General features: G+C 68.9%; 20 protein-coding genes. 14 read left to right on the forward strand and 6 right to left on the reverse strand.

All coding sequences use genetic code 11. The annotated features are described in order from the left end of the window. Positions 1 to 141: 141 nt before the first annotated feature. Positions 142 to 885 carry a dihydrofolate reductase family protein gene (locus DQ353_RS00705; protein ID WP_181578180.1) on the reverse strand — a complete coding sequence of 248 codons (744 nt, stop codon included), beginning with the start codon at positions 883 to 885 and terminating at the stop codon, positions 142 to 144. Further along, the gene (folP, locus tag DQ353_RS00710; protein ID WP_113760886.1) at positions 885 to 1853 is read right to left on the reverse strand and encodes a dihydropteroate synthase; all 969 of its coding nucleotides are present in this window, start codon (positions 1851 to 1853) and stop codon (positions 885 to 887) included. The genes DQ353_RS00705 and folP overlap by 1 nt, the downstream gene beginning before the upstream one ends. Positions 1854 to 1988: 135 nt before the next feature. Here folP and DQ353_RS00715 point away from each other — a divergent pair, with 135 nt between their 5' ends. The 4 genes from DQ353_RS00715 (at position 1989) to DQ353_RS00730 (ending at position 5928) form a co-directional block, all read left to right on the forward strand. Further along, on the forward strand, positions 1989 to 2927 hold the full coding sequence (locus DQ353_RS00715) for a hypothetical protein (RefSeq protein WP_146755167.1): 939 nt from the start codon (positions 1989 to 1991) through the stop codon (positions 2925 to 2927). A 137-nt stretch (positions 2928 to 3064) separates the two neighbouring features. Continuing rightward, on the forward strand, positions 3065 to 4255 hold the full coding sequence (locus DQ353_RS00720) for a cysteine desulfurase family protein (RefSeq protein ID WP_113760888.1): 1191 nt from the start codon (positions 3065 to 3067) through the stop codon (positions 4253 to 4255). Then, the gene (gene mnmA / locus DQ353_RS00725) at positions 4252 to 5388 is read left to right on the forward strand and encodes a tRNA 2-thiouridine(34) synthase MnmA (RefSeq protein WP_113760889.1); all 1137 of its coding nucleotides are present in this window, start codon (positions 4252 to 4254) and stop codon (positions 5386 to 5388) included. Before DQ353_RS00720 ends, mnmA begins: the two co-directional genes overlap by 4 nt. Before the next feature lie 159 nt (positions 5389 to 5547). Continuing rightward, positions 5548 to 5928, forward strand: coding sequence for a VOC family protein (locus tag DQ353_RS00730; protein ID WP_113760890.1), 381 nt, complete (start codon positions 5548 to 5550; stop codon positions 5926 to 5928). 33 nt (positions 5929 to 5961) lie between these two features. Here DQ353_RS00730 and DQ353_RS00735 read toward each other — a convergent pair whose 3' ends face one another. Next, positions 5962 to 6465 (reverse strand): hypothetical protein, encoded by a 504-nt coding sequence (locus tag DQ353_RS00735; protein ID WP_286166534.1) that lies wholly within the window; start codon positions 6463 to 6465, stop codon positions 5962 to 5964. 85 nt (positions 6466 to 6550) lie between these two features. Further along, positions 6551 to 7075, reverse strand: coding sequence for a tetratricopeptide repeat protein (locus tag DQ353_RS00740; protein ID WP_113760891.1), 525 nt, complete (start codon positions 7073 to 7075; stop codon positions 6551 to 6553). A gap of 140 nt (positions 7076 to 7215) precedes the next feature. On the opposite strand from DQ353_RS00740, the gene DQ353_RS00745 reads away from it, so the two are divergent. Next, a complete protein-coding gene (locus DQ353_RS00745) occupies positions 7216 to 7716 on the forward strand; it encodes an MFS transporter (protein ID WP_113760892.1) in 501 nt (166 codons plus the stop codon). A gap of 430 nt (positions 7717 to 8146) precedes the next feature. Here DQ353_RS00745 and DQ353_RS00750 read toward each other — a convergent pair whose 3' ends face one another. Beyond that, positions 8147 to 8512: a hypothetical protein gene (locus DQ353_RS00750; RefSeq protein WP_113760893.1), complete on the reverse strand. Its 366-nt coding sequence runs from the start codon at positions 8510 to 8512 to the stop codon at positions 8147 to 8149. A gap of 218 nt (positions 8513 to 8730) precedes the next feature. Between DQ353_RS00750 and DQ353_RS00755 the strand changes: the two genes are divergently transcribed. The 6 genes from DQ353_RS00755 (at position 8731) to DQ353_RS00780 (ending at position 15892) form a co-directional block, all read left to right on the forward strand. After that, positions 8731 to 10368 (forward strand): ABC transporter substrate-binding protein, encoded by a 1638-nt coding sequence (locus DQ353_RS00755; RefSeq protein ID WP_113760894.1) that lies wholly within the window; start codon positions 8731 to 8733, stop codon positions 10366 to 10368. A 118-nt stretch (positions 10369 to 10486) separates the two neighbouring features. Beyond that, positions 10487 to 11572: an ABC transporter permease gene (locus DQ353_RS00760; RefSeq protein WP_181578209.1), complete on the forward strand. Its 1086-nt coding sequence runs from the start codon at positions 10487 to 10489 to the stop codon at positions 11570 to 11572. A 3-nt stretch (positions 11573 to 11575) separates the two neighbouring features. Beyond that, the gene (locus DQ353_RS00765; protein ID WP_113760896.1) at positions 11576 to 12547 is read left to right on the forward strand and encodes an ABC transporter permease; all 972 of its coding nucleotides are present in this window, start codon (positions 11576 to 11578) and stop codon (positions 12545 to 12547) included. Further along, positions 12544 to 14226: a dipeptide ABC transporter ATP-binding protein gene (locus DQ353_RS00770; protein WP_113760897.1), complete on the forward strand. Its 1683-nt coding sequence runs from the start codon at positions 12544 to 12546 to the stop codon at positions 14224 to 14226. Before DQ353_RS00765 ends, DQ353_RS00770 begins: the two co-directional genes overlap by 4 nt. 180 nt (positions 14227 to 14406) lie before the next feature. After that, entirely contained in the window at positions 14407 to 14799 is a 393-nt protein-coding gene (locus DQ353_RS00775; protein WP_113760898.1) for a chorismate mutase, read from the forward strand. Between the two features lies 1 nt (position 14800). After that, positions 14801 to 15892, forward strand: a complete 1092-nt coding sequence (locus tag DQ353_RS00780) for a uroporphyrinogen decarboxylase/cobalamine-independent methonine synthase family protein (RefSeq protein WP_286166535.1) — start codon at positions 14801 to 14803, stop codon at positions 15890 to 15892. Positions 15893 to 15908: 16 nt separating this feature from the next. On the opposite strand, the gene DQ353_RS00785 is transcribed toward DQ353_RS00780, so the two are convergent. Then, positions 15909 to 16871: a DUF7847 domain-containing protein gene (locus DQ353_RS00785; RefSeq protein ID WP_220093944.1), complete on the reverse strand. Its 963-nt coding sequence runs from the start codon at positions 16869 to 16871 to the stop codon at positions 15909 to 15911. Positions 16872 to 17246: 375 nt separating this feature from the next. Between DQ353_RS00785 and mtrA the strand changes: the two genes are divergently transcribed. The 3 genes from mtrA to DQ353_RS21245 are packed head-to-tail and all read left to right on the forward strand — an operon-like array spanning position 17247 to position 21455. Further along, positions 17247 to 17924 (forward strand): MtrAB system response regulator MtrA, encoded by a 678-nt coding sequence (mtrA, locus tag DQ353_RS00790; RefSeq protein ID WP_071213530.1) that lies wholly within the window; start codon positions 17247 to 17249, stop codon positions 17922 to 17924. 20 nt (positions 17925 to 17944) lie between these two features. Then, positions 17945 to 19747, forward strand: coding sequence for an MtrAB system histidine kinase MtrB (gene mtrB, locus DQ353_RS00795; protein WP_113760900.1), 1803 nt, complete (start codon positions 17945 to 17947; stop codon positions 19745 to 19747). After that, positions 19740 to 21455, forward strand: a complete 1716-nt coding sequence (locus DQ353_RS21245) for an LpqB family beta-propeller domain-containing protein (RefSeq protein WP_181578181.1) — start codon at positions 19740 to 19742, stop codon at positions 21453 to 21455. The genes mtrB and DQ353_RS21245 overlap by 8 nt, the downstream gene beginning before the upstream one ends. Positions 21456 to 21471 lie beyond the last annotated feature (16 nt).

A 21471-nucleotide genomic window follows, 5' to 3' on the forward strand; every position in this document is an offset into this window, starting at 1 on the left:
GGGGTGCAGGCCCCCCCGGCTCGGGGGCGCGCCGGGTCCGAAGCCCGGTATCGCTCCAGCGATCCTACCGGTTCCGGGTGCTGGTTTGCTGCGTGGAGGCCCGGGCCCCCGGCTTCGGGCCAGTGGCCCGGAGTGCGGCTTTTAGCCTCGGCGGTATTCGGCCAGCAGGGTGCCGTCCTCCTCCAGCAGCAGGTTCAGCCCCAGGTGCCGGGGTTCATCGCCCTGCTGCCCCCGGGAGATCCGGGGCCCGTCGCCGCCGGCCAGCACGGGGGAATAGGTCACGCACAGGCTGTCGAGCGCGTCCGCGCGCTGGAAATCGGCCAGCAGCGTGGGTCCGCCCTCGGAGTGGATCACGCGCAGGCCACGGGCATGCAGGGTCTCGATGATCCAGCGCGGGTCGATCGCGGGTCCGGGGGCCTGCGCCGAGACGACCTCGGCCACCGCACCCAGGGCCGCTGCGCGCCCTGGATCGGCCGAACCGGAGCCCAGCAACAGGATCTTCCCGGGGTTCTTGGTGAACAGTGCGCTGTGCACATCCAGGTCCAGGCGGCCGGAGACGACCACGAGCAGCGGGCGCTCGGGCATCCCGTTCGCCAGGCGCCAGGCGCGCGAGGCGGCATCGAGCAGCTCGCCCTCGTAGCCCTCGGCGCGGATGGTCCCGGCGCCGACGACAATGGCATCGGCCAGCCGGCGCAGCAGCATGAACACGCGATGGTCCGGGGCGGTGCCCAACGCCCCGGAGAGCCCCTCGATGCTAGCCGCCCCGTCGGTCGAGCTGACGAAGTTGAAACGGACGAAGGGCTCGGTGCCGGGCCCGGGCGCGTACCAGTCAAGCAGCTGCCGATCGTCGGGGTCCGGGGCGGGGGCGGGAAGCAGCCTGCGCATCAGGCGTCCTCCCGGGCCGCCGCGCGCACGGTGTGGCCGGCGGCTCCAAGGGCCTCGGGGTGGGCCGGTGCGTTGACATCTCCCATGTTGTGCGCCAGGTACGCCGGTTCGCGCCATCCCATGGCAGCCTCCAGCATCCGGATGGTGGAGACCGACTCGGGGACGTTGTGCATGCGGATGATCCGCGCCCCGTTCATGATGCACATCGCGGCAGCGGCCATCGACCCGGCAGTGCGTTCGGCCTTGGGTGCATCGAGGGTCTCGCCGATGAAGTCCTTGTTGGACACCGCAGCAAGGCTCGGGTAGCCCAGCGCGGCGATGGCCTCGAACCCGGCGGTGATGGCCAGGGTGTGGCGGGTGTTCTTGTTCAGGTCGTGCCCGGGGTCAACGATGATCTTGTCCTCGCCGATTCCCAGGGACCTGGCGAAGCCGACCTTGTCGTGCAGGTAGGCGGCGACCTCGGCCACCACGTCGCGGTAGCGCGGGCGCGGGTAGACGGTCCGCGGGGCGGCCAGCGAGTGGGTGATGACCAGGTGCGCCCCGGCCTCGGCGACCACGGAACCGAGTTCCGGGTTGCTCAGCCCGGTGGTGTCGTTGATGACGTCGGCGCCGGCGGCCAGGGCCGCGGCGGCAACCAACGGGTCGAACGTGTCGGCGGAGATGATCACGTCGCTGTGGGCGCGAACCGCCTCGATGACCGGGATGATCCGCTGGGCCTCCTCCTGCCAGGACAGGGCGGGTCCGGGGGAGAAGGGCACCCCGCCAATGTCGATCCAGTCGGCGCCCGCGTGCGCCGCATCCAGGGCGGCGTCCACCGCGGAGGCCAGGGCGAAGGTGGCCCCGGAATCGTAGAAGCTGTCGGGGGTGCGGTTGATGATGGCCATCAGTGCGATCCGCGAGCTGAAATCGATGCTCCGGTGCCCAAAGCGGTGGACCGGGTGGCGGAGGGCTGGAAGGTACATGCTCATGCGGGCTCCTTGCGGGGATCTGTTATACCATTCTTACCAGTTTTAGAAGGATTTGCGTGGATTGGACCGGCCCCGGGTGCCGCCCGGCCGGGTGCTCGGCGGGCGTGCGGCCCCGCGCATGGGTACGCTGAATGAATGACTTTGAACTTCACCACCCCGGATGCCGGTGCGTGGATCGTTGCGGCACTGCAGGAACAAGGACGGGATGCGGACACCGCAAACCTGGTCGCGGGGCAGGTCCCGCGCGGCTACGAGGCCTACGCGCGGATCTTCCACCCGGCGATGGGCCCCGACGGGCAGCCGGTGCGCTGGGGACAGATCGCCGCACGGCGCGGAACCACCATGCACGCCCTGGCGCAATTCGCCGCGCTCTCGGGCATCGGCGAGGACGGGGTGCCGCTGGCCGAGGATTCCTGGGAGGGCGAGGCCCCCGGCTGGGACGGACTGGGTGCCGCCGAACTGCGCGCCATGGCCCCGCTGCTTGCCGCCCACACCACCACGCCGGAGCAGATCCACCTGGCCCTGTGGAACGGGCTCGCATTCATCCACGGCGGGGACCAGGTCGAGGTCGTCATCGAGGACGACCCGGACCTCGATGCGCAGCAAAACGCCGCGCGTGCCGCGCAGCTCGCCGCCAAGGCCAAGACCCCGGCGTTCTCCGATGCGGTGCGCAACGCACCGACGCTGCAGATCGGCTCCGGCTACCGCTCCTTCTACCTCTTCACCGGGGACGGGCAGGACCTGGCCAGCCCGCTGTGGGCACGGACCTCGCTGGGGGAGCAACGCCAATCGCCCAACCTGGCCTGGCCCCAGGACCGCAAGTGGCTGATGAGCACCGAACTCTACGAGGACTCCACCATCGTCGGCGGGCCCCGCGCGCTCATCGACGCACTGCTGGGCTGCGCGGACCTGGAAGCCCGGGAGGTGGAGGCCGACTCCCGGCTCGACGCAGCCGGGGACACCCGCAACGAACTGCCCGAGGCCGACACCGTGCCCTTCGACCCGGAGGAACTGGCCGGGGAATACTTTGGAGGGGAACAGAACCAGGGGGGCGGACGCCCCTTCGACAGCTGAAGCGAGGATCGCGCAGGCCGCGGGCCGGGCCCCGGACAAGCTGTGAGCAATCACTCCGCCCCGAAAACCCCCAACACGGCTAGAATTGTTCGGTGTCCACGAGCCCCATTTACCTAGACCACGCAGCAACGACACCCATGTCGGACGCGGCGCTGGCAGCCATGACCCACGAACTGGCCCAGACCGGCAACCCATCCTCGCTGCACGGTGCCGGCCGCCGCGCCCACCGCGTCATGGAAGAATCCCGCGAACGCCTCGCCGCCGCGGCCGGGGCCCACCCCTCGGAAGTCATCTTCACCTCCGGCGGCACCGAATCGGACAACCTCGCGCTCAAGGGCCTGTACTGGGCCCGCAACGGCGCCGATGCACGCCGCACCCGCATCCTGGTCCCGGTCATCGAGCACCACGCGGTGCTCGACACCGCCGAATGGCTCGCGGCCCACGAGGGGGCAACCATCACCTGGCTGCCGGTTACCTCCGACGGGGTCATCGACCTGGAGGTGCTCGCCGCCGAAATCGCCCGCGATCCCGCATCCATCGCGCTGCTCACCTGCATGTGGGCCAACAACGAGGTGGGCAGCGTCCAGCCGATCGCCGAGGTCGTCGCGCTCGCCGGACCGGCCGGCATCCCGGTGCATTCCGACGCGGTCCAGGCCTTCACCGCGTTGCCCATCTCCTTTGCCGATTCCGGCCTGGCCACCATGGCCGTGTCCGGGCACAAGATCGGCGGCCCGGTGGGCATCGGTGCCCTCTTCGTGCGCCGCGATGCGGTCCTGACGCCCATCCAGCACGGCGGCGGACACGAACGCGCGCTGCGCTCCGGCACCCTGAACGCCGCCGCGGCTGCGGGTTTCGCCGCGGCGGCCACCGAGGCCACGGCCAACCTGGCTGCCGAAACCGAACGCCTGGCATCCCTGCGCGACGCACTGGTCGCAGGGGTGCACGAGCGCATCCCCGAAGCGGTCTTCAACGGCACCGCGGATCCGGCGCACGCCGGCACCCGGCTTCCGGGCAACGCGCACTTCACCTTCCCGGGCTGCGAGGGCGACTCGCTGCTCTTCGTGTTGGACATGCTCGGGGTGCACTCATCCACGGGCTCGGCCTGCACCGCGGGCGTGCCCCGGCCCTCCCACGTGTTGCTGGCCATGGGTCGGGACGAGGAAACCGCCCGCGGGGCCCAGCGCTTCACGCTCGGGCATACATCGAGCGCCGCCGACATTGGGAAACTGGTGGCGGCATTGCCCGAGGCCTACGCGCGGGCGCAAAAGGCCGGCATGGCCGCACAAGTCAGCAGCATCCAAACAGCAGGGACAGGGTTTACACGATGAAGGTATTGGCAGCAATGAGCGGCGGGGTCGACTCGGCCGTTGCGGCGGCGCGAGCGGTCGATGCCGGCCACGAGGTCGTCGGCGTGCACCTGGCCCTGTCCCGGATGCCCGGCACCCTGCGCACCGGCTCGCGCGGCTGCTGCACCGTCGAGGACTCCAACGACGCCTGGCGCGCCTGCGACAAGCTGGGGATCCCGTACTACGTGTGGGACTTCTCCGAGCGTTTCAAGGAGGATGTGGTCGATGACTTCATCTCCGAGTACGAGGCCGGGCGCACCCCGAACCCCTGCATGCGCTGCAACGAGCGCATCAAGTTCGCCGCGTTGCTGGAAAAGGCCATCGCGCTGGGCTTCGACGCGGTCTGCACCGGGCACTATGCCAAGGTCATCCGCGATTCCGCAGGCAACCCGGAGTTGCACCGCGCCGCCGACTGGGCCAAGGACCAGTCCTACGTGCTGGGCGTGCTGACCCATGAACAGCTCGACCACTGCATCTTCCCGCTGGCCGACACCCCCTCGAAGGCGCTGGTCCGCGCCGAGGCCGAGGCCCGCGGGCTCTCGGTGGCCAACAAGCCCGACAGCCACGACATCTGCTTCATCCCCGACGGGGACACCCGCGGCTGGCTGGCCGAGCGCATCGACATGACCCCCGGTGCGATCGTGGACCAGGAGGGCAAGCCGCTGGGTGAGCACGAGGGCGCCCACGCCTTCACCGTCGGGCAGCGCAAGGGCCTGAAGCTGGGAACCCCGGCAGCCGACGGCAAGCCGCGCTTCGTGCTGGAGATCCGCCCGAAGGAAAACAAGGTCATCGTCGGCCCCGAGGCCTTGCTGGCGGTCGACGAGCTGCGCGGCATCCGCATCTCCTGGGCGGGGTTGCCGATCGCCGACGCGTCCGCCGGCACCGAGTTCGACTGCATGGTCCAGGTGCGCGCGCACGGGGATCCGGTCGATGCCCGCGCCCGCGTCGAGGCGCAGGAGGACGGGTCCAACGTTCTGGTTGCCACCCTCATCGAGCCGATGCGCGGCGTCGCCCCGGGCCAGACCATGGTCATCTACCAGGACACCCGCGTGCTGGGCCAGGCCACCATCGACTCGGCCCGCTCCACCGCCTGGGACCCGACGCTCGTTTCCTGATCCACCACGCTCGATGAAGGCCCCGCCGGTTGCCCGCGGCGACCGGGCGGGGCCTTCGCCGTTGGCGACGCGCCGGCAGCCGTGCCGGCGCGATGCCCCAACAACCGCGCCCGCGCCGAAGCTGTTCCATGGCCGGGCCCGAACGGCTATCGTGTGGCCATGACCAGTCGACTAGCTGCCATTGCCATCGATGCGGGAAATCCACGGGTGGTGGCGGACTTCTGGTGCGCCGTCCTTCACTGGCGCGTGCTCGAGGAAGACGACGAGGGCATCGGCATCGGACCGCCGGACGGGAGCTGGCCTTCCATCGATGTGTTCGCGGTGCCCGAGGGCAAGAGCGTCAAAAACCGGTTGCACTTCGACCTGCGTGCCGACGGGGTCTCGACCGCTCAGGAGCTCGAACGCCTGCTCGCCCTGGGTGCCCGGCGCATCGACGTCGGGCAGGGGCCGGACGTCAGCTGGGTGGTCCTGGCCGATCCCGAGGGCAACGAGTTCTGCCTGCTCTCGCGAACCGTCCAGGACCTGAAGAACCAGGGATGACCCCCCGGGGCCGGGGGGAGCAGCGCGCCGGAGTCACTTGGGCGGCATCGGTGCCGGCCGTGGGTGGTTGCGCACCCGAAAGAGCACCAGGAGAAGCAACGCCGCGGCGCTGGCCAGGTAGAGAACACTGCCCCACGGGGCATGGTCGCCGCCGGAGAGGCCGAAGGTGTCGGCAAGGCCGATCCCCGAGGGGAACGACGCGACCATCAACGACGGGGCACCAAGCGCGATGAACAGCAGGGACAGCGTCGTGGCGCCGGCGGCCGAGACCTTCCGCCGCAGAGCCGCGAGCAGCACTCCTGCACCAAGCAGGATTCCGGTGAGGGCCCACGCCACCACCAGGGGCGTTCCCGGATACTCGCCGGCACCGGACATCTCCGCGCGAATCCCGGCCAACGTGGCACCCGGAACCGCTGCCAAGGGGTTCCAGACCATGATCTGCAACGCACCGACGACCGCGTAGCCGGCCACCAGCCCGAACCCCGCCAGGGCGGCCCGCACCGCGCGGGAACGAGCAAGCGCCGGTTCGGTCATCATGCCGCCAGCCTAGCTGTTCTCCCCGCGGGGCCGCGGCCGGCGCGTCCCCGCCTGGCGCCGCCGGGCCATCGCCCACCGGTGGCGGCTATCGGTCGCCCGGAGGGTCCGCGGGGTTCGGCGCGTCGGCCAGGGAGCGGATGTAGGCGGCATTTCCGAGGATGGCGGGCTTGTACCGCTCCAGGTCCGGGGACTGGATGCCGGCGGCTACCACCTCGAGCAATGCGGCGACGGCCTCGTCGAGCCGACCGCACGCATGCAGGGAAATCGCCTCGAAGACGGCCAGCGACGGCGAATCCGGGAACTCTGCCCGGGCGCGCTCGAAGACCTCCGCCGATCGGGTGAATTCGCCGAGGTTCCGCAAGGTGGATCCGTACTGCAGGTGGCATCGGCGCAGCAGGTCGCCTGCCAGCCCTGCATCAAGGGCCCGCTCGTAGAACGAGGCCGCGGCGCTTCCCACTCCCGCGGTGTCGTAGGCGCCGCCCACCTCGTAGAGGATCCGCGGGTTGCCGGGGTGCCTCTCCAAGATCGGCAACAGTGCATCGATGGTGGGCTGCATGTTGTTCCGGTCGCGGGCCTCGAAGATCCCCTCGAGCTGATCATCCAGTGTCATCGCTCCAGTATCCGGCAACCACCGCCCAACGGGAGCACTCCCCGCGCCGGGTCTGGAACCGCCCTCGGAACGATCGATCCACGCCTCGCCTGGGCGGCCCGGCCCAGCGGGCGGCGCAAGCGCCTGTAGGATTTTTCAGCATGTCGCGGGGGAGGGGATACCGGCGATTGTGGGCCGGCAATGCCGCCTCGAACTTCGGCGACGGCATCCGCTACATCGTGATTCAGCTGTCGGCGACGGCGCCGACGAGGAGTCCGTTGCCGGTCGCGGGGCTGTCCATGCTGTTTTCGGCGGCCAAGTTCCAGGTGCTCCTGCCCGTTGGCGCCATTGTCGACCGGATGGACCGAAAAGCCATCCTCTGGATCCCCAACCTGGGCAGAAGCGTCCTGCTGGCGGCGCTGGCCGCGCCGGTGGCCACCGGACCGGAATCGATGCCCGCCCTGTACGTGGCCTTTGCCCTGGTCGGGGTACTGGAAACGGCTGCGGACAACTCGGCCCTGTCCACCCTCCCGTCGCTGGTGGGCAGCAAGGACCTGGATCGGGCCAACAGCCAGATTGCCGCCACCCAGCTGGTCGCCGAAAAGTTCCTCGGCCCGCCGCTTGGCGGGTTGATGTTCGCCGCGGCCGCGGTCCCTTCGTGACTCGGGACCGATGCCCGCGAGGCACCCGGGTTGTTTGGCGGCGGGCCCGTCTTCACCGGAGCGAAGCGGGCAACCCCAGGTGGTCCCGGACACGGCGGACCGGGTTTCCGACCGTGTGGCCGGGAAATCGACGCTCCGTCGAATCCGATCACTGGATCCGTCAGAACCGGCCCTCCCGCGTTGCGATGCGGGCAGGCCGCTCGGATACTGGCGGTGGTTGGGTGCCTACGCGCGCCGACGGGCGCCAAAGAAACGACGAGGAGATGGCGGCATGGGAGAGCTGCACGTCAACATGAACATCACGCTCGATGGGGTGGTCCAGGCAAACGGCGGCCCCGGCGGCGTTCGGGTCGCGTGCACGCAAGAAACCCGCCTGCCGACCGCGGGGAGCGGACGGCAGGCGGGCTCAATGGCCGTGCGGGCAGGTCCGCTAGGCCTTGTCTTCGTCGACGATGCCGTACATGCGCGTGGAAATGTCAGGGTACTCGAGGCGGGTCTTGCCCGCATCGAGCGGCGGCAGCTGGGCCGGTCCGTGCTCCACGCAATGCACGAAGTCGAATTCCGGCCACCACTTCTTGGGCCGCTCGGCCTCGGTGAATCCGCACACGGCGCAGGTCAGCTGGACCCAGACGGGGCGCTTGCCGGTGCGGTTGGCGCGCGACTGGATCAGCCAAGCCGGGGGATTGGCGTTCAGTTCGGCAAATTCCGCTTCGCTCATCCGCGGTGGGATGCCGTGGCGCTTGGCCATTTCCATGGGGATATCCAACGCAATCGCTGCGTCTCTACGTGTCATCATCGTGCTTAACCCTAGGCCACGAAACGTGACTCGGCGTGCCGCGGGTGAACATCGCCACGTCCTGGGGGGCAGGGAAGAATGGCCGAAAAGGGTCACGATTGTATTTCTTTGTGCGCGGCCACACATAATAGTCGCGCTTTATGACGATGATCACATAGGCTGAATGGGTTGTGGCCGATCCCACAACGCATGTGCTCGCAGACAGAAAAGGAACACTCATGGCTCCCAAGAAGAACGGTGTGCGCCTAGCGGCCGCCGTCGTTGGCATCTCCGCCCTGGCGCTCACCGCATGTACCAGCCCGGCTGAGTCCCCGAACCCCGGAGGCGGCTCGGGCTCCGCCGCAGCCGGATCGACCGTTACCGTCGGCACGACCGACAAGGTCACTTCGCTTGACCCGGCCGGCTCGTATGACAATGGCTCATTCATGGTCATGAACCAGATCTACCCGTTCCTGCTGAACTCCAAGCCGGGATCCGCCGAGCCGGAGAACGACATGGCGGTATCGGCCGAGTTCACCACTCCCACCGACTACACCGTCAAGCTCAAGCCGGGGCTCAAGTGGGCCAATGGCTCGGACCTCGACTCCAAGGACGTCAAGGCCAGCTTCGACCGCCAGGTGAAGATCGCCGACCCGAACGGTCCCTCCTCGCTGCTGGGCAACCTCGCCAGCGTCGAGGCCCCGGACGCCACCACCGTGGTCTTCAAGCTCAAGAGCGGCAACGACCAGACCTTCCCACAGGTGCTCACCAGCCCCGTGGGCCCGATCGTCGACGACGAGCTGTTCCCCGCCGACAAGGTCCTCGACGACGATGCAATCGTCAAGGGCAAGGCCTTCGCCGGCCAGTACACCATCGAGTCCTATGCCAAGAACTCGCTGATCTCTTTCAAGACCTTCGACGGCTACCAGGGCCTGCTGGGCAAGCCGGCCAACGCGGCCGCCAACATCAAGTACTACGCCGACTCGAACAACCTGAAGCTCGACGTGCAGCAGGGCAACATCGATGTTGCCTGGCGCTCGCTCTCGCCCACGGATGTCGAGGACCTGGCCAAGGATTCCAAGGTCAAGGTCCACAAGGGCGCCGGCGGCGAGCTGCGCTACATCGTGTTCAACTTCGACATCATGCCGTTCGGCAACAAGACCTCGGACGCTGATGCGAAGAAGTCGCAGGCGGTCCGCCAAGCGGCGGCCCACCTGGTGGACCGCCAGGCCATCGCCACCAAGGTCTACAAGGACACCTACATCCCGGCGTACTCCTACGTCCCGGCGGGCTTCACCGGAGCGATCGAGCCGCTGAAGGACCTCTACGGCCAGGACGGCGGTCCGTCGCAGGACAAGGCCAAGGCGGTGCTCGAAGCGGCCGGGGTCTCCACCCCGATCGACCTGAAGCTGCAGTACAACCCGGACCACTACGGCCCGAGCTCGGGCGACGAATACGCCATGGTGAAGAACCAGCTGGAGGCCGGAGGCCTGTTCAAGGTCGACCTGCAGTCCACCGAATGGGTCACCTACCAGAAGGCCCGCGTCACCGACTACCCGGCCTACCAGCTGGGTTGGTTCCCGGACTACTCCGATGCCGACAACTTCCTCTCGCCGTTCTTTGCCAAGGACAACTTCCTGGGCAACGGATACGACAATCCCGAGGTCGGCAAGCTGATCTCCGAACAGCGCGTGGAAACCGACCGTGCCAAGCGCACCGCGCTGATCGAGGAAATCCAGACCAAGGTCGCCGGCGACCTCTCCACCCTGCCGCTGCTGCAGGGTGCCCAGGTAGCCGTGGCCGGAGCCGACGTGACGGGAGTCGAGACAACCCTCGACGCATCGTTCAAGTTCCGCCTGGGAGTCCTGGCCAAGTAGAGACCACCACCTCCAGGGACCGCGACGGTGCCCGTTCCCGAACGCGGGAACGGGCACTCGCGGTCCCCTTTTCGGTACACCATCCTTTTTGAGCTAGGACCCACAGTCAATGGCCATCATGACCGATCTCGCCGAGGACCCCTCGGCACCAACGACGCCGAACACGGCGACACCAAAGGCGGGAGGCAGCTTTGCACGTTACCTCGTCACGCGTTTCCTGCTGATCTTCCCCACCATCTTCATCCTCGTCACCCTCGTGTTCTTCCTCATGCGGGTCACCGGTGACCCGATCACCGCGGCCCTGGGCGGGCGGCTGACCCCGGACCAGCTCGCGGAGCGCATTTCCGCCGCCGGATACGACCGGCCGGTGCTGGTCCAGTACTTCGAATACCTGGGCCAGATCTTCACCGGCAACTTCGGACGCACCATCTCCGACAACCGCGCGGTGACCGAGGTGCTGACCACCTTCGGCGCCGCCACAGCTGAACTGGCCTTCAACTCCCTGGTCATTGCGCTGCTGATCGGCATCCCGTTCGGGCTGATGGCCGCCAAACTGCGCGACCGCTGGCCCGACGCGATCCTGCGCGTCTTCGCGATCCTGTGCTACGCCACCCCGGTGTTCTTCGCCGGTCTGCTGCTCAAGCTGATCTTCGGGGTCTGGCTCGGCTGGCTGCCGATCGCCGGGCGCGCGGGCATCAGCGCCGAGCTGCAACTGACCTCGTTGCAGAACCCCACGGGCATCTACCTGCTCGATGCGCTGCGCTCCGGGAACATGTCCGCGGCCTCCGACGTCATCGAGCACGCGATCCTGCCCGCAGTGGCCCTGGGCCTGCTCACCGCCGGGGTGTTCCTGCGCCTGGTGCGCACCAACGTCATCGGCACCCTGGGCCGCGAGTACGTGGAGGCCGGCCGCTCGCGCGGGGTTTCCGAGTACCGGTTGCTCACCAAACACGCCTACCGCCCGGCGCTGATCCCGATCATCACCGTGATGGGCCTGCAGATCGCGCTGCTGCTGGGAGGTGCGGTGCTGACCGAGACCACCTTCGAGTGGAAGGGCCTGGGCTTCATGCTCGCCCAGTACCTCACGGCTCGCGACTTCGTGGCCGTGCAGGGCATCGTGGTGCTGCTGGCGGTCATCGTCGCGGTCACCAACTTCATCGTGGACATCATTGCCGCGCTCATCGACCCGCGAGTGAGGTTCTAGGACATGGCAAGCACAACCCCAACCCTGGCGGCCAGGCGCTCCTGGGCCGATCGGCTGCCGATCATCTCGCACTACCGGATGAGTGCCGGGCTGCAGCGCGGGATGCTCGTCGCCGGCCTGGTGCTGTCCCTGGTGTTCGTGCTGGCCGCGGCCTTCGCGCCGCTGCTGGCACCGTACGGCTTCGCACAGATCTCCGATGCCGAGGGGGACTTCCCGACGCAGGCGGCACCGGGCGGAAAGTTCCTCTGGGGCACCACCGTGGGCGGCTTCGACGTCTTCTCGCGCACCCTGTGGGGTGCGCAGACCGCGTTGCTGGTCATCGTCATCGCGGTCATCGCCTCGATCTTCCTGGGTGTCTTCCTGGGCCTGGTCTCCGGCTACCTCGGCGGCTGGCTCGACCGCATCCTGGTGGTGCTGGCCGACGCGATCTACGCCTTCCCGTCGCTGCTGCTGGCCATCGTCATGTCGATCGTGATCACCGGCGGGCAGTCCGATCTCTGGGGCGGCATCCTTGCCGCGGCCATCTCCATCACCGTGGTCTTCATCCCGCAGTACTTCCGCGTGATCCGGGCCGAGACCGTGCGGCTGAAGGCCGAGCCCTTCGTTGAATCCGCTAAGGTGGTCGGCGCCTCCACCTGGCGGATCATGTTCAAGCACGTGTTCAGGAACGCGACCCGCACGCTGCCGTTGATCTTCACCCTCAACGCCTCCGAGGCGCTGCTGACCCTGGCCGGCCTGGGCTTCCTGGGGTTCGGCATCGAACCGACCAAGGCCGCCGAATGGGGATACGACCTCAACCGCGCGCTGTCCGATGCGACAAGCGGCATCTGGTGGACCGGGGTCTTCCCCGGCGCTGCCATCGTGCTCACCGTGCTGGGGCTGACCCTGGTGGGCGAATCCATGAACGACCTGGCCGACCCGCGTCTGCGGTTGCGCCGAAAAGCAAAGCGTCGCGGCGGAAAGGCCACAGCATGAACGCGCACCGCAAGGCGGTCATCGGCCGGGCCGACGGCACCGTCCTGTCCATCGAGGACCTGGAGGTCACCTTCACCACCGACGCCGGGGAGGTTCCCGCGGTGCGCGGGGTCAGCTTCGATGTTGCCGCCGGGGAAGTCGTCGCGGTGGTCGGCGAGTCCGGCTCCGGCAAGTCCGTGACCGCACGCACCATCCTGGGGCTGCTGGCCGAGACCGCGGTGGCCCGCGGCGCGGTGGTGCTCAAGGGCAACAACATGCTCACGCTCTCCGCGCACCAGCTGCGTGCGGTGCGCGGGGACGACGTATCGATGGTCTTCCAGGAGCCCTCGACCGCGCTGAACCCGGTCTACACCGTCGGCTGGCAGATCGCCGAGGGCATCCGCGCCCACGGGAAGGTCTCCAGGAAGGAGGCCAGGGCCAGGGCCGTCGAGGTGCTGCGCAAGGTCGGCATCCCGGAACCGGAGAAACGGGTCGACCACTACCCGCACCAGTTCTCCGGCGGGCAGAAGCAACGCGTGATCATTGCCGCGGCACTCGCGCTGAACCCGGCGCTGATCGTCGCCGACGAACCCACCACCGCACTTGATGTCACGGTGCAGGCCGAGATCCTCGAGCTGCTGCGCGAGGTGCGCGACGACTTCAACACCGGGATCGTGCTGATCACCCACAACATGGGCGTGGTCGCGGACCTGGCCGATCGCGTCGTGGTGATGTACCAGGGCAAGGTGGTGGAAACCGCGCCGAGCTCCGAGCTCTTCGCCGACCCGCGTGAGGACTACACCAAGGCGCTGCTGGCCGCGGTGCCGCACCTGGGCCGCAACTCCGCCTCCGCGGGCATGGTCTCGCGTTCCGGGCAGGAGAAGGAGGTGCTGGTGCAGGCCACCAACCTGAACATCACCTACCCCGGGCGCATGGGCACCCCGGCCTTCACCGCGGTGGACGACGTGTCGCTGCAGATCTGCGCCGGCGAGGTGTACGGTCTGGTGGGCGAGTCCGGTTCCGGCAAGACCACCATCGGGAGGGCCATCGCCGGGCTGAACAAGGTCAGCGGCGGATCGCTGAGAGTACTGGGGCACGAGATGCTCGGGTTCAAGGAGCGCAGCTTCAAGAAGGTCCGCCAGGACATCGGTTTCGTGTTCCAGGACCCGGCCGCGAGCTTCAACCCGCAGCTTTCCATCGGCGAGTGCGTCGCCGAGCCGCTGATCGTGCACCGCTCGCTCGATGCCCGTGGCGCGCGCAAGCGCGTCGAGGAGCTGCTCGAGGCGGTGCAGCTGCCCAAGGCATTTGCCGCGCGCTTCCCGCACGAGCTCTCCGGCGGCCAGCGCCAGCGTGCCTCGCTGGCCCGGGCGCTGGCGCTGGATCCGAAGCTGTTGGTCGCCGACGAGCCGACCAGTGCGCTGGATGTCTCGGTGCAGGCCAAGGTGTTGGAGCTGTTCAAGGAGCTGCAGGCCGAGCTTGGCTTCGCGGCCCTGTTCATCTCCCACGACCTGGCCGTCGTGGACATGCTCTCCACCTGGGTGGGTGTGCTCTACCGCGGCAAGCTCGTCGAGGAGGGCATCGGCAACCAGGTCATGGGCGACCCGCAGCACCCTTACACCCGGCGGCTCATCGCCTCGCTGCCGGTCCCCGACCCCGTGGAGCAGGCCATCCGCCGCGAGGCGTTCCTCAGGGCCGTCTAGGCCAAGCGGTTTCGCCCCGGGTTCCCGCTCCGGCGGGTGCACGGCGCGGGGGCGGTCCACCACGGTGGGCCGCCCCCTTTGCCGTCCCCGCCCGAGGTCCCCGGCCGTGCAACCGAAGCCGTCCGGGGTGCGCGTGTCACGGTTGGGTGCATTCAAGCGCGCAACCCTAGACTTGGGTTCATGAGCCAACAGAACCACGCACAGGTGCCAGACAACGCCGAAACCGGCGCCTACGACCCCGCCGCCAGTTCCCTGGCCGACACCGTCCAGAAAGAGGTCATGGAGGAGCTGCTGTCCATCCGCAGCAGCATCGACAACTTCGACGCGACGCTGGTCTACCTGCTGGCCGAACGCTTCAAGGCGACCCAGCGGGTCGGCCACCTCAAGGCGGTGCACGCGCTGCCGCCGAGCGACCCGGGCAGGGAAAAAGCGCAGATAGAGCGCCTGCGCCGCCTCGCCCAGGAGGCGCACCTGGACCCGGAATTCGCCGAGAAGTTCATGAACTTCATCATTTCCGAGGTCATCAGGCACCACCAGACGATATCGGCGACGCACGCGGAGAACGGCAACTAGCGTGGAACCCGACACCCGCCCCGGCATCCACCCCGAGCCGGAACCCGGATCCGGCACGCGGGCAGCGGCGCGCCAGGTCCAGGCCAGCGCGCACGGGCCCATGCCCGGCAGCGACCCGATGGAATCCGTGCTGGTGATCCGCGGCGAGATCGGCGCGCCCAACCTGCCGCACCTGCACCAGCTTCCGGGCCGCGGTGTCGGCTCCGACGTGATCGGCCGCGGCGCGCAGCTGCTGGAGGAAATGGTCGTGGACCTGCAGCCCTACGGCTGGCGCCTGGCCGCGGCCCCGGGCATCGATGCCCGGCGGGCCGCCTCCGCGCTGCGCACCGACCTGAACGTGCTGGCCGATGCCATCGGCGCCGAGGAATCCGGCGGCACCGAGCTGAAGATCCAGTTCCCGGGCCCGGCCACGCTGGCCGCAAACCTGCACCTGCACCACGGCGAACGAGCCGTCTCCGACCACGGGGCCCGACGCGACCTGGCCCAGTCCCTGGCGCTGGGTGCCGCCCGGCACCTCGAAGCGGTCTCCCGGATGACCGGCGGGCAGCAGATCACCGTGTACATCGACGAGCCCGACGCCGGGGCGGTGCTCAACGGGACGCTGCCGACCTCCAGCGGCTACCGCACGCTGCGCTCGGTGCCCGCCGCCGAGCTGCGCGGCTGGTGGAGCGAACTGGTCGAGGCGCTGCGGGGCGCCGGCGCCGGGGAGGTCGTCATCGGCGCCGAGGCCGAACCCGGGACCTGGACGGGTCTTGCCGCCACCGCGCTGGAGGCGGGTGCCGATTCGCTGGGCGCCAATGCCGCCTCGCTGACCGTGCCCGGGTGGGAGCTGGTTGCCGGGGCGGTGGAATCCGGCACGCGACTGTGGCTCGGTACCGTGGACGCCGGCTCGAAGCTGCCCGGCGTCGTGGAGGCCGTCAACGCCATCCGCCGTCCGTGGCGCCAGCTCGGGCTGCCCGATGCGGCGCTCGGCGCCCTGGTGCTGATGCCTTCGGCCGGTCTGGCCGAGCTGTCCCCGGCACAGGCGACCGCGGTGCTCGGGCGCCTGGCAGGCTACGCCGAGGCGCTGAACCAGGTCCGCGTCGACGGCTAGGGCCACAGGTACGGGCCTACCGGGGCTGTTGGACGGTCCGTGCCCCGTGCCCGGGAATCGGGTGCGGCGGACCGGTGCGGGATTCCGCCTCCAGCACCAGGTCCAGGCGCTCGTGCCTGATCCGCGCGTCGACATGCAGCAGCGTGAGCATGACCTGGCCCAGCACCATGGACAGGGCGCCCACGACCGCCTGCGCGGCAACGCCGACCCACACGCCGAGGGCCGCGTCGGAGCCGGAGAGGAATTGGCCCGTGGCCACATCCAGGATCTGGACCACGAGCCCCGAGAGCAGCCCCAGGACGATTCCGACCACCAGCAGGATCCCCAGGATCCGCCACCAGGATCCGCGCACCAGCCTCCACGAGGAGGCGATGGCCGCACCGATGCCCATGGACCTGGCCACCAGTTCGACCGGTCCGAAGCAGAGCTTGATGGCCAGCCACCCATACAGCGGCAACAACGCCAGGAGCCAGAGGGCCAGCAGGATTCCCGCGCCGGCCAGCCCCAGCGGGCGAGCCAGGGCGACGGCGCCGGCCACCGAGAGCATCAGCACCAGCAGCACCGCGGCTCCGGCCAGCAGGTTCCAGGCGGCCAGCCGGATCATCGCCCGTGAACTCAACGCCAGGGAGGTGCCCCACGCGGTGCGCAGACCCAGTGTGGCGCGCATGGCCGCGACGGTGCTCGGCCCAACGACCAAGACCCCTGCCAGCAGCTGCACCGCCAGGTAGGTGCCGAACCCCGCGGCCAATGGCGGCCAGGACCGTTCGAGCCCCTGCACCACCTCGGCGGGGGAGGATCTGCCCGAATCCAATGACACCTCGAAGCCGGTGAACCAGGGAAGCAAGAGCCACAGTGCGACCAGCGCCGGCAGCAGCTGGACCAGCACCGCGTTGAGCAACGTGGGGATCGGCGCTAGCCGGATGACGGCGAATGTCGCATCGAGCAGGTCGCCGAACCCCAGCGGCCGCAGCTCGATCACCCCGGGGTTTGCCGGCTGTTGGAAATGGTGCGCGGGCTCCGGGCCGGCGCCGGATGGAACATCCGGCTGCCCATCCCACCCGGACGGGGGCGGGCCCCAGGACGGGTGCGGATCGGGCCGCCCCGGTTCCGGGACCTGGGAATCAGCTGGCATCGGGAAACGACCTCAATCCTTGGCGGGGGCTCCGGGGCGGGGAAGGGTGCCGGCCGAGCCGTTCCTCCCCTTGCGGCCAGTCTAGCCGCGCCGGAATGCGAGACAAACGATGTGGTGGATTGCCGTTTCCGCGGCGATTTGCCCGGTGTGCTCATGTAGTCTTGAGGTATCCGGGCGCATGCTTATCGCGGCGTCCAGCGCAAGGCTACGGAAGGGCAGATTATGAAGGCACGCATCCTGGTTGTCGACGACGACGAGGCGCTGGCCGAAATGATCGGCATCGTGTTGCAGAACGACGGCTTCGAGGCCGTGTTCTGCTACGACGGTGCCAAGGCATTGGGTGTTTTCCGCGAGGTCAAGCCCGATCTGGTGCTGCTTGACCTGATGCTTCCGGGGCTGGACGGCATCGAGGTCTGCAAGCTCATCCGCGCCGAGGACGATGTCCCGATCGTCATGCTCACCGCCAAGTCCGACACCGCCGACGTGGTCCGCGGCCTGGAATCCGGTGCCGACGACTACGTCCCGAAGCCCTTCAAGCCCGCGGAACTGGTGGCGCGCGTGCGCGCCCGGCTGCGCCCCGGCGAACAGCACGCACCCGAAACCCTGAAGATCGGGGACCTGAGCATCGATGTCGCGGGCCACCGGGTGACCCGCGAGGGCGAGCCGATCGGCCTGACCCCGCTGGAATTCGACCTCCTGGTTGCCCTGGCCCGCAAGCCGTGGCAGGTCTTCACCCGTGAGCAGCTGCTCGAGCAGGTCTGGGGCTACCGCCACGCCGCCGACACCCGGCTGGTCAATGTCCATGTCCAGCGCCTGCGGTCCAAGGTCGAGATGGATCCGGAAAGCCCCGAGGTCGTGCTGACCGTGCGCGGCGTGGGATACAAGGCGGGCCAGGCCTGAGCCTGGAGATGACGGGCAGCATGAACACCGTCGAAACGGCCCCGGCCGAATCCCGGGTTCCGGAGCCGGACCGCCGGCACCCCTGGCACCGCCGCGCCTGGACGGCAATGGCACGCGCGCGCAACACCGTGCGCTCGCGCTGGACCCGCTCGCTGCTCTTCCGCACCGTGACCTCCGCTGTGCTGCTCACCGCCCTGGCCTTGCTGGGCGCCGGTGCGTTCCTGTCCAACCAGATCGCCACGGGCCTGTTCCAGGAGCGCTTCAACCAGGTCGAGTCCGAGTCCCTGCGCGGGCTGAACCAGGTGCGCGCCATCTTCGACTCCGCTGCCACCACCGACCGCACCAGCACGCGCTCGCTGGTGACCAGCACGCTGAAGATCCTCGAGGGCGACACCGCCCTGGTGCCCCGCGACTTCGTGCTGGTCCCGCTCTCCGGGGACGACAACCTCTACGTGGGTCCCACCGCCAGCGGCAACCTGACCTCGCGCATCGTACCGGAGGCCCTGTCCGCCCAGGTCCAGGAGTCCAACGCCACCTACTGGCAGTCCATCGAGGTCAATGCCGGGGCCAGCGCCGGCCCGGGGCTGATCTTCGGCACCAAGGTGACGCTGCCGCCGGGCCGCGAATACGGACTGTACCTGGTCTACGACCTGTCCAGCGTGCAAAAGACCCTCGACTTCATCAACCGGGCCATGGGCCTGGTCGGCGGCCTGCTGCTGCTGGTCGTCGGCGGCATCACCTGGTACGTCACCCGCCAGGTGGTCCGCCCCGTGGCCGCCGCCGCGCAGGTCTCCGAGAAACTTGCCGCCGGGCAGCTGGAGGAACGCATGGTCGTTTCCGGCGAGGACGAGATCGCCCGGCTGGGCAACTCCTTCAACCACATGGCCGCCTCGCTGCAGGACCAGATCAACCAGCTGGCCACGCTCTCGGCCATGCAGCAGCGCTTCGTCTCGGACGTGTCCCACGAACTGCGTACCCCGCTGACCACCGTGCGGATGGCCGCCGAGGTGCTGCACGACGCCCGCGAGGACTTCGACCCGATCAACAAGCGGTCCGCGGAGCTGCTCTACAACCAGGTCGAACGCTTCCAGATCCTGCTCAACGACCTGTTGGAGGTCTCCCGCTTCGATGCCGGGGTCGCGGTGCTCGATGCCGAGCCCACCGACCTGGTTTCCGTGGCCCGGCGCGTGATCGACACCGCCACCCCGCACGCGGAGGCCATGGGCTCGGTGCTTCGCCTGGGCACCCCCGCCGGCGGCGCGGTGGCCGAGATGGATGCGCGGCGCATCGAGCGGGTGGTGCGCAACCTGGTGCTGAACGCGGTGGAGCACGGCGAGGGCAACCCCATCGACATCACCGTGGCCGGCAACGAAAACGCCGTGGCGATCACCGTGCGCGACCGCGGCATCGGCATGAGCCCCGAGGCCAGCACCCGCGTCTTCGACAGGTTCTGGCGCGCCGACCCTGCCCGGGCACGGACCACCGGCGGCTCCGGCCTGGGGCTGTCCATCGCCATGGAAGACACCCGGCTGCACTCCGGCAGGCTGGAGGCCTGGGGGGAGCGCGGCGTGGGTTCGTGCTTCCGGCTGACCCTGCCGCGGATCCTGGGCGACACCATCATCGCCTCCCCGCTTCCGCTGGAGCCCATCGTGCTGGCCGACGCGGTGTTCGACCGCGGCATGGTCGTCTCCTTCCCGCTGACCGGGGAGATCCCCGCGATCGGGTTCAAGCCCGCCCCGCCCCTGATCCCCGAGGAGCACCCGGATGCCGCGGCGCCGGGCACCGGCGGCCACACCCCAGGAAGGCACCACCCGCATGACTAGGAACCGCCCAACTCCCCGGATGCTGCTGGCCGTGCTCCTGGGCTTCGCGCTGGTGCTCACCGGGTGCTCGCAGATCCCGCGCAACTCACCGGTCCAGTCCATTGCGCTGGATGGCTCCGGCACCGATGCCGACGGCAACGTGCAGTTCGACCTTCCCGGCCCGACCCCCGACGCCACCCCCCGGGAGATCGTCGAGGGATTCATCGAGGCAGGCATCGCGGCCCAGGACGACTACAAGACCGCCCGCCAATTCCTGAACCCCAAGCAGGGCGGGGTCTGGAAGGGCTCGGTGCGGACCCTGGTCTACGACGCCCGACCCTCGGTGATCCCCGGCACCAACCCCAACACCTTCACCATCCAGATGGAGGTGGTCTCCGAGGTCGATGCCTCCGGCATCATGACCGAGTTGCCCGCGCACACCACCCGGGCGGTGGACGTGGCGCTGGAGAAGGCCGATGGCCAGTGGCGCATTTCCCAGCTTCCCGATGGCATCATGCTGGACAAGGCCAGCTTCAGCCACGTCTTCGCCCCGCAGACCCTGTACTTCTACGACGTCAGCTACCAATACGCGGTGCCCGACGTGCGCTGGTTCCCCACCCGCACGGGCGTGGCCGCGGTGATGGTCGAGGCGCTGTTGGCCGGCCCGGCACCGTACCTGGAGAACGCGGTGGTTTCGGCGTTCCCGCCGGGCAGTTCGCTGGTGCGGTCCTCGGTGCCGATCGAATCGCAGCGGGCCACCGTCGACTTGAAGTCCGCCACGTTCCTGGACTCGACGGAGCTTTCCCGCCAGCAGATGCAGCAGCAACTGGACCTGAGCCTCGGCGGGCTGGGCACCGTGCGCTCGGCGGTGATGACCGATGAGCAGTCCGAGGTCAAGATCGGACCCAAGGACCCCGATTTCCAGGTCGCCGAGGTCAATGCCCCGGTCCCCGACACCCAGATCGGGGTCCTGGACAAGGCGCTGTACTACCTCAAGGGCAAGTCGCTGCGGCTGGTTGGCGGCATCGGGGACATCTCCGGATACGACCCGCACCTGCCGGCGATGAGCCCGCAGGGGAACCGCTACGCGTTCCTGAACGGGTCGTTGACCAAGCTGATCGCCATCAACGAGGAAGGCCGCAGCTCGGTGGTCGCCACCGGGAAGGACCTGGTCCGGCCCTCCATGGATGCCCACGGCTGGACCTGGACCGTCGACAACTCCTCGACCACCAGTGTCCTTGCCGTGCCGGAAGACACCGTGCGCAACGGCAAGGTCCGCCCGATTACCGCCGACTGGCTCGAGCGGGCCAAGGTCTCCTCGCTGCGCGTGTCGCGGGACGGGGCCCGAGCCCTGATCGTCTCCTCGAAGGACGGGGAAACCAGCGTGACGATCAGCGGGATCCTGCGCGATGCAGACGGCGCCCCGCGCGGCTTCGCCCCGCCCAAGCGGCTCTACCCCGAGGTCCCGGCGACCCAAGCGGTCTGGAACTCCGATGTCTCGGTCATCGTCTCGGCAACCAGCACCACCGAAAAGGTGGCGGCAGAGGAAATCGGCCTGACCGGCACCCGCGTGACGTACCTGCCGCTGCTGGGCATGCTCGATCTGTCGGCCGGTCCCGGGGAACGCCGCCCCGTGTACGCCGAGACAAAGGACAAGATCTACACGCGCGTCGGCAGCTCCTGGCACGAAATGGAAATCATGGTCCGGGACCTGTCCTACCCGGGCTGATTGCCCGGTTGCCGGT

The sequence above is a fragment of the Arthrobacter sp. AQ5-05 genome, assembly GCF_003287975.1.
In the GTDB taxonomy this organism is placed as follows: Bacteria; Actinomycetota; Actinomycetes; order Actinomycetales; family Micrococcaceae; genus Paeniglutamicibacter.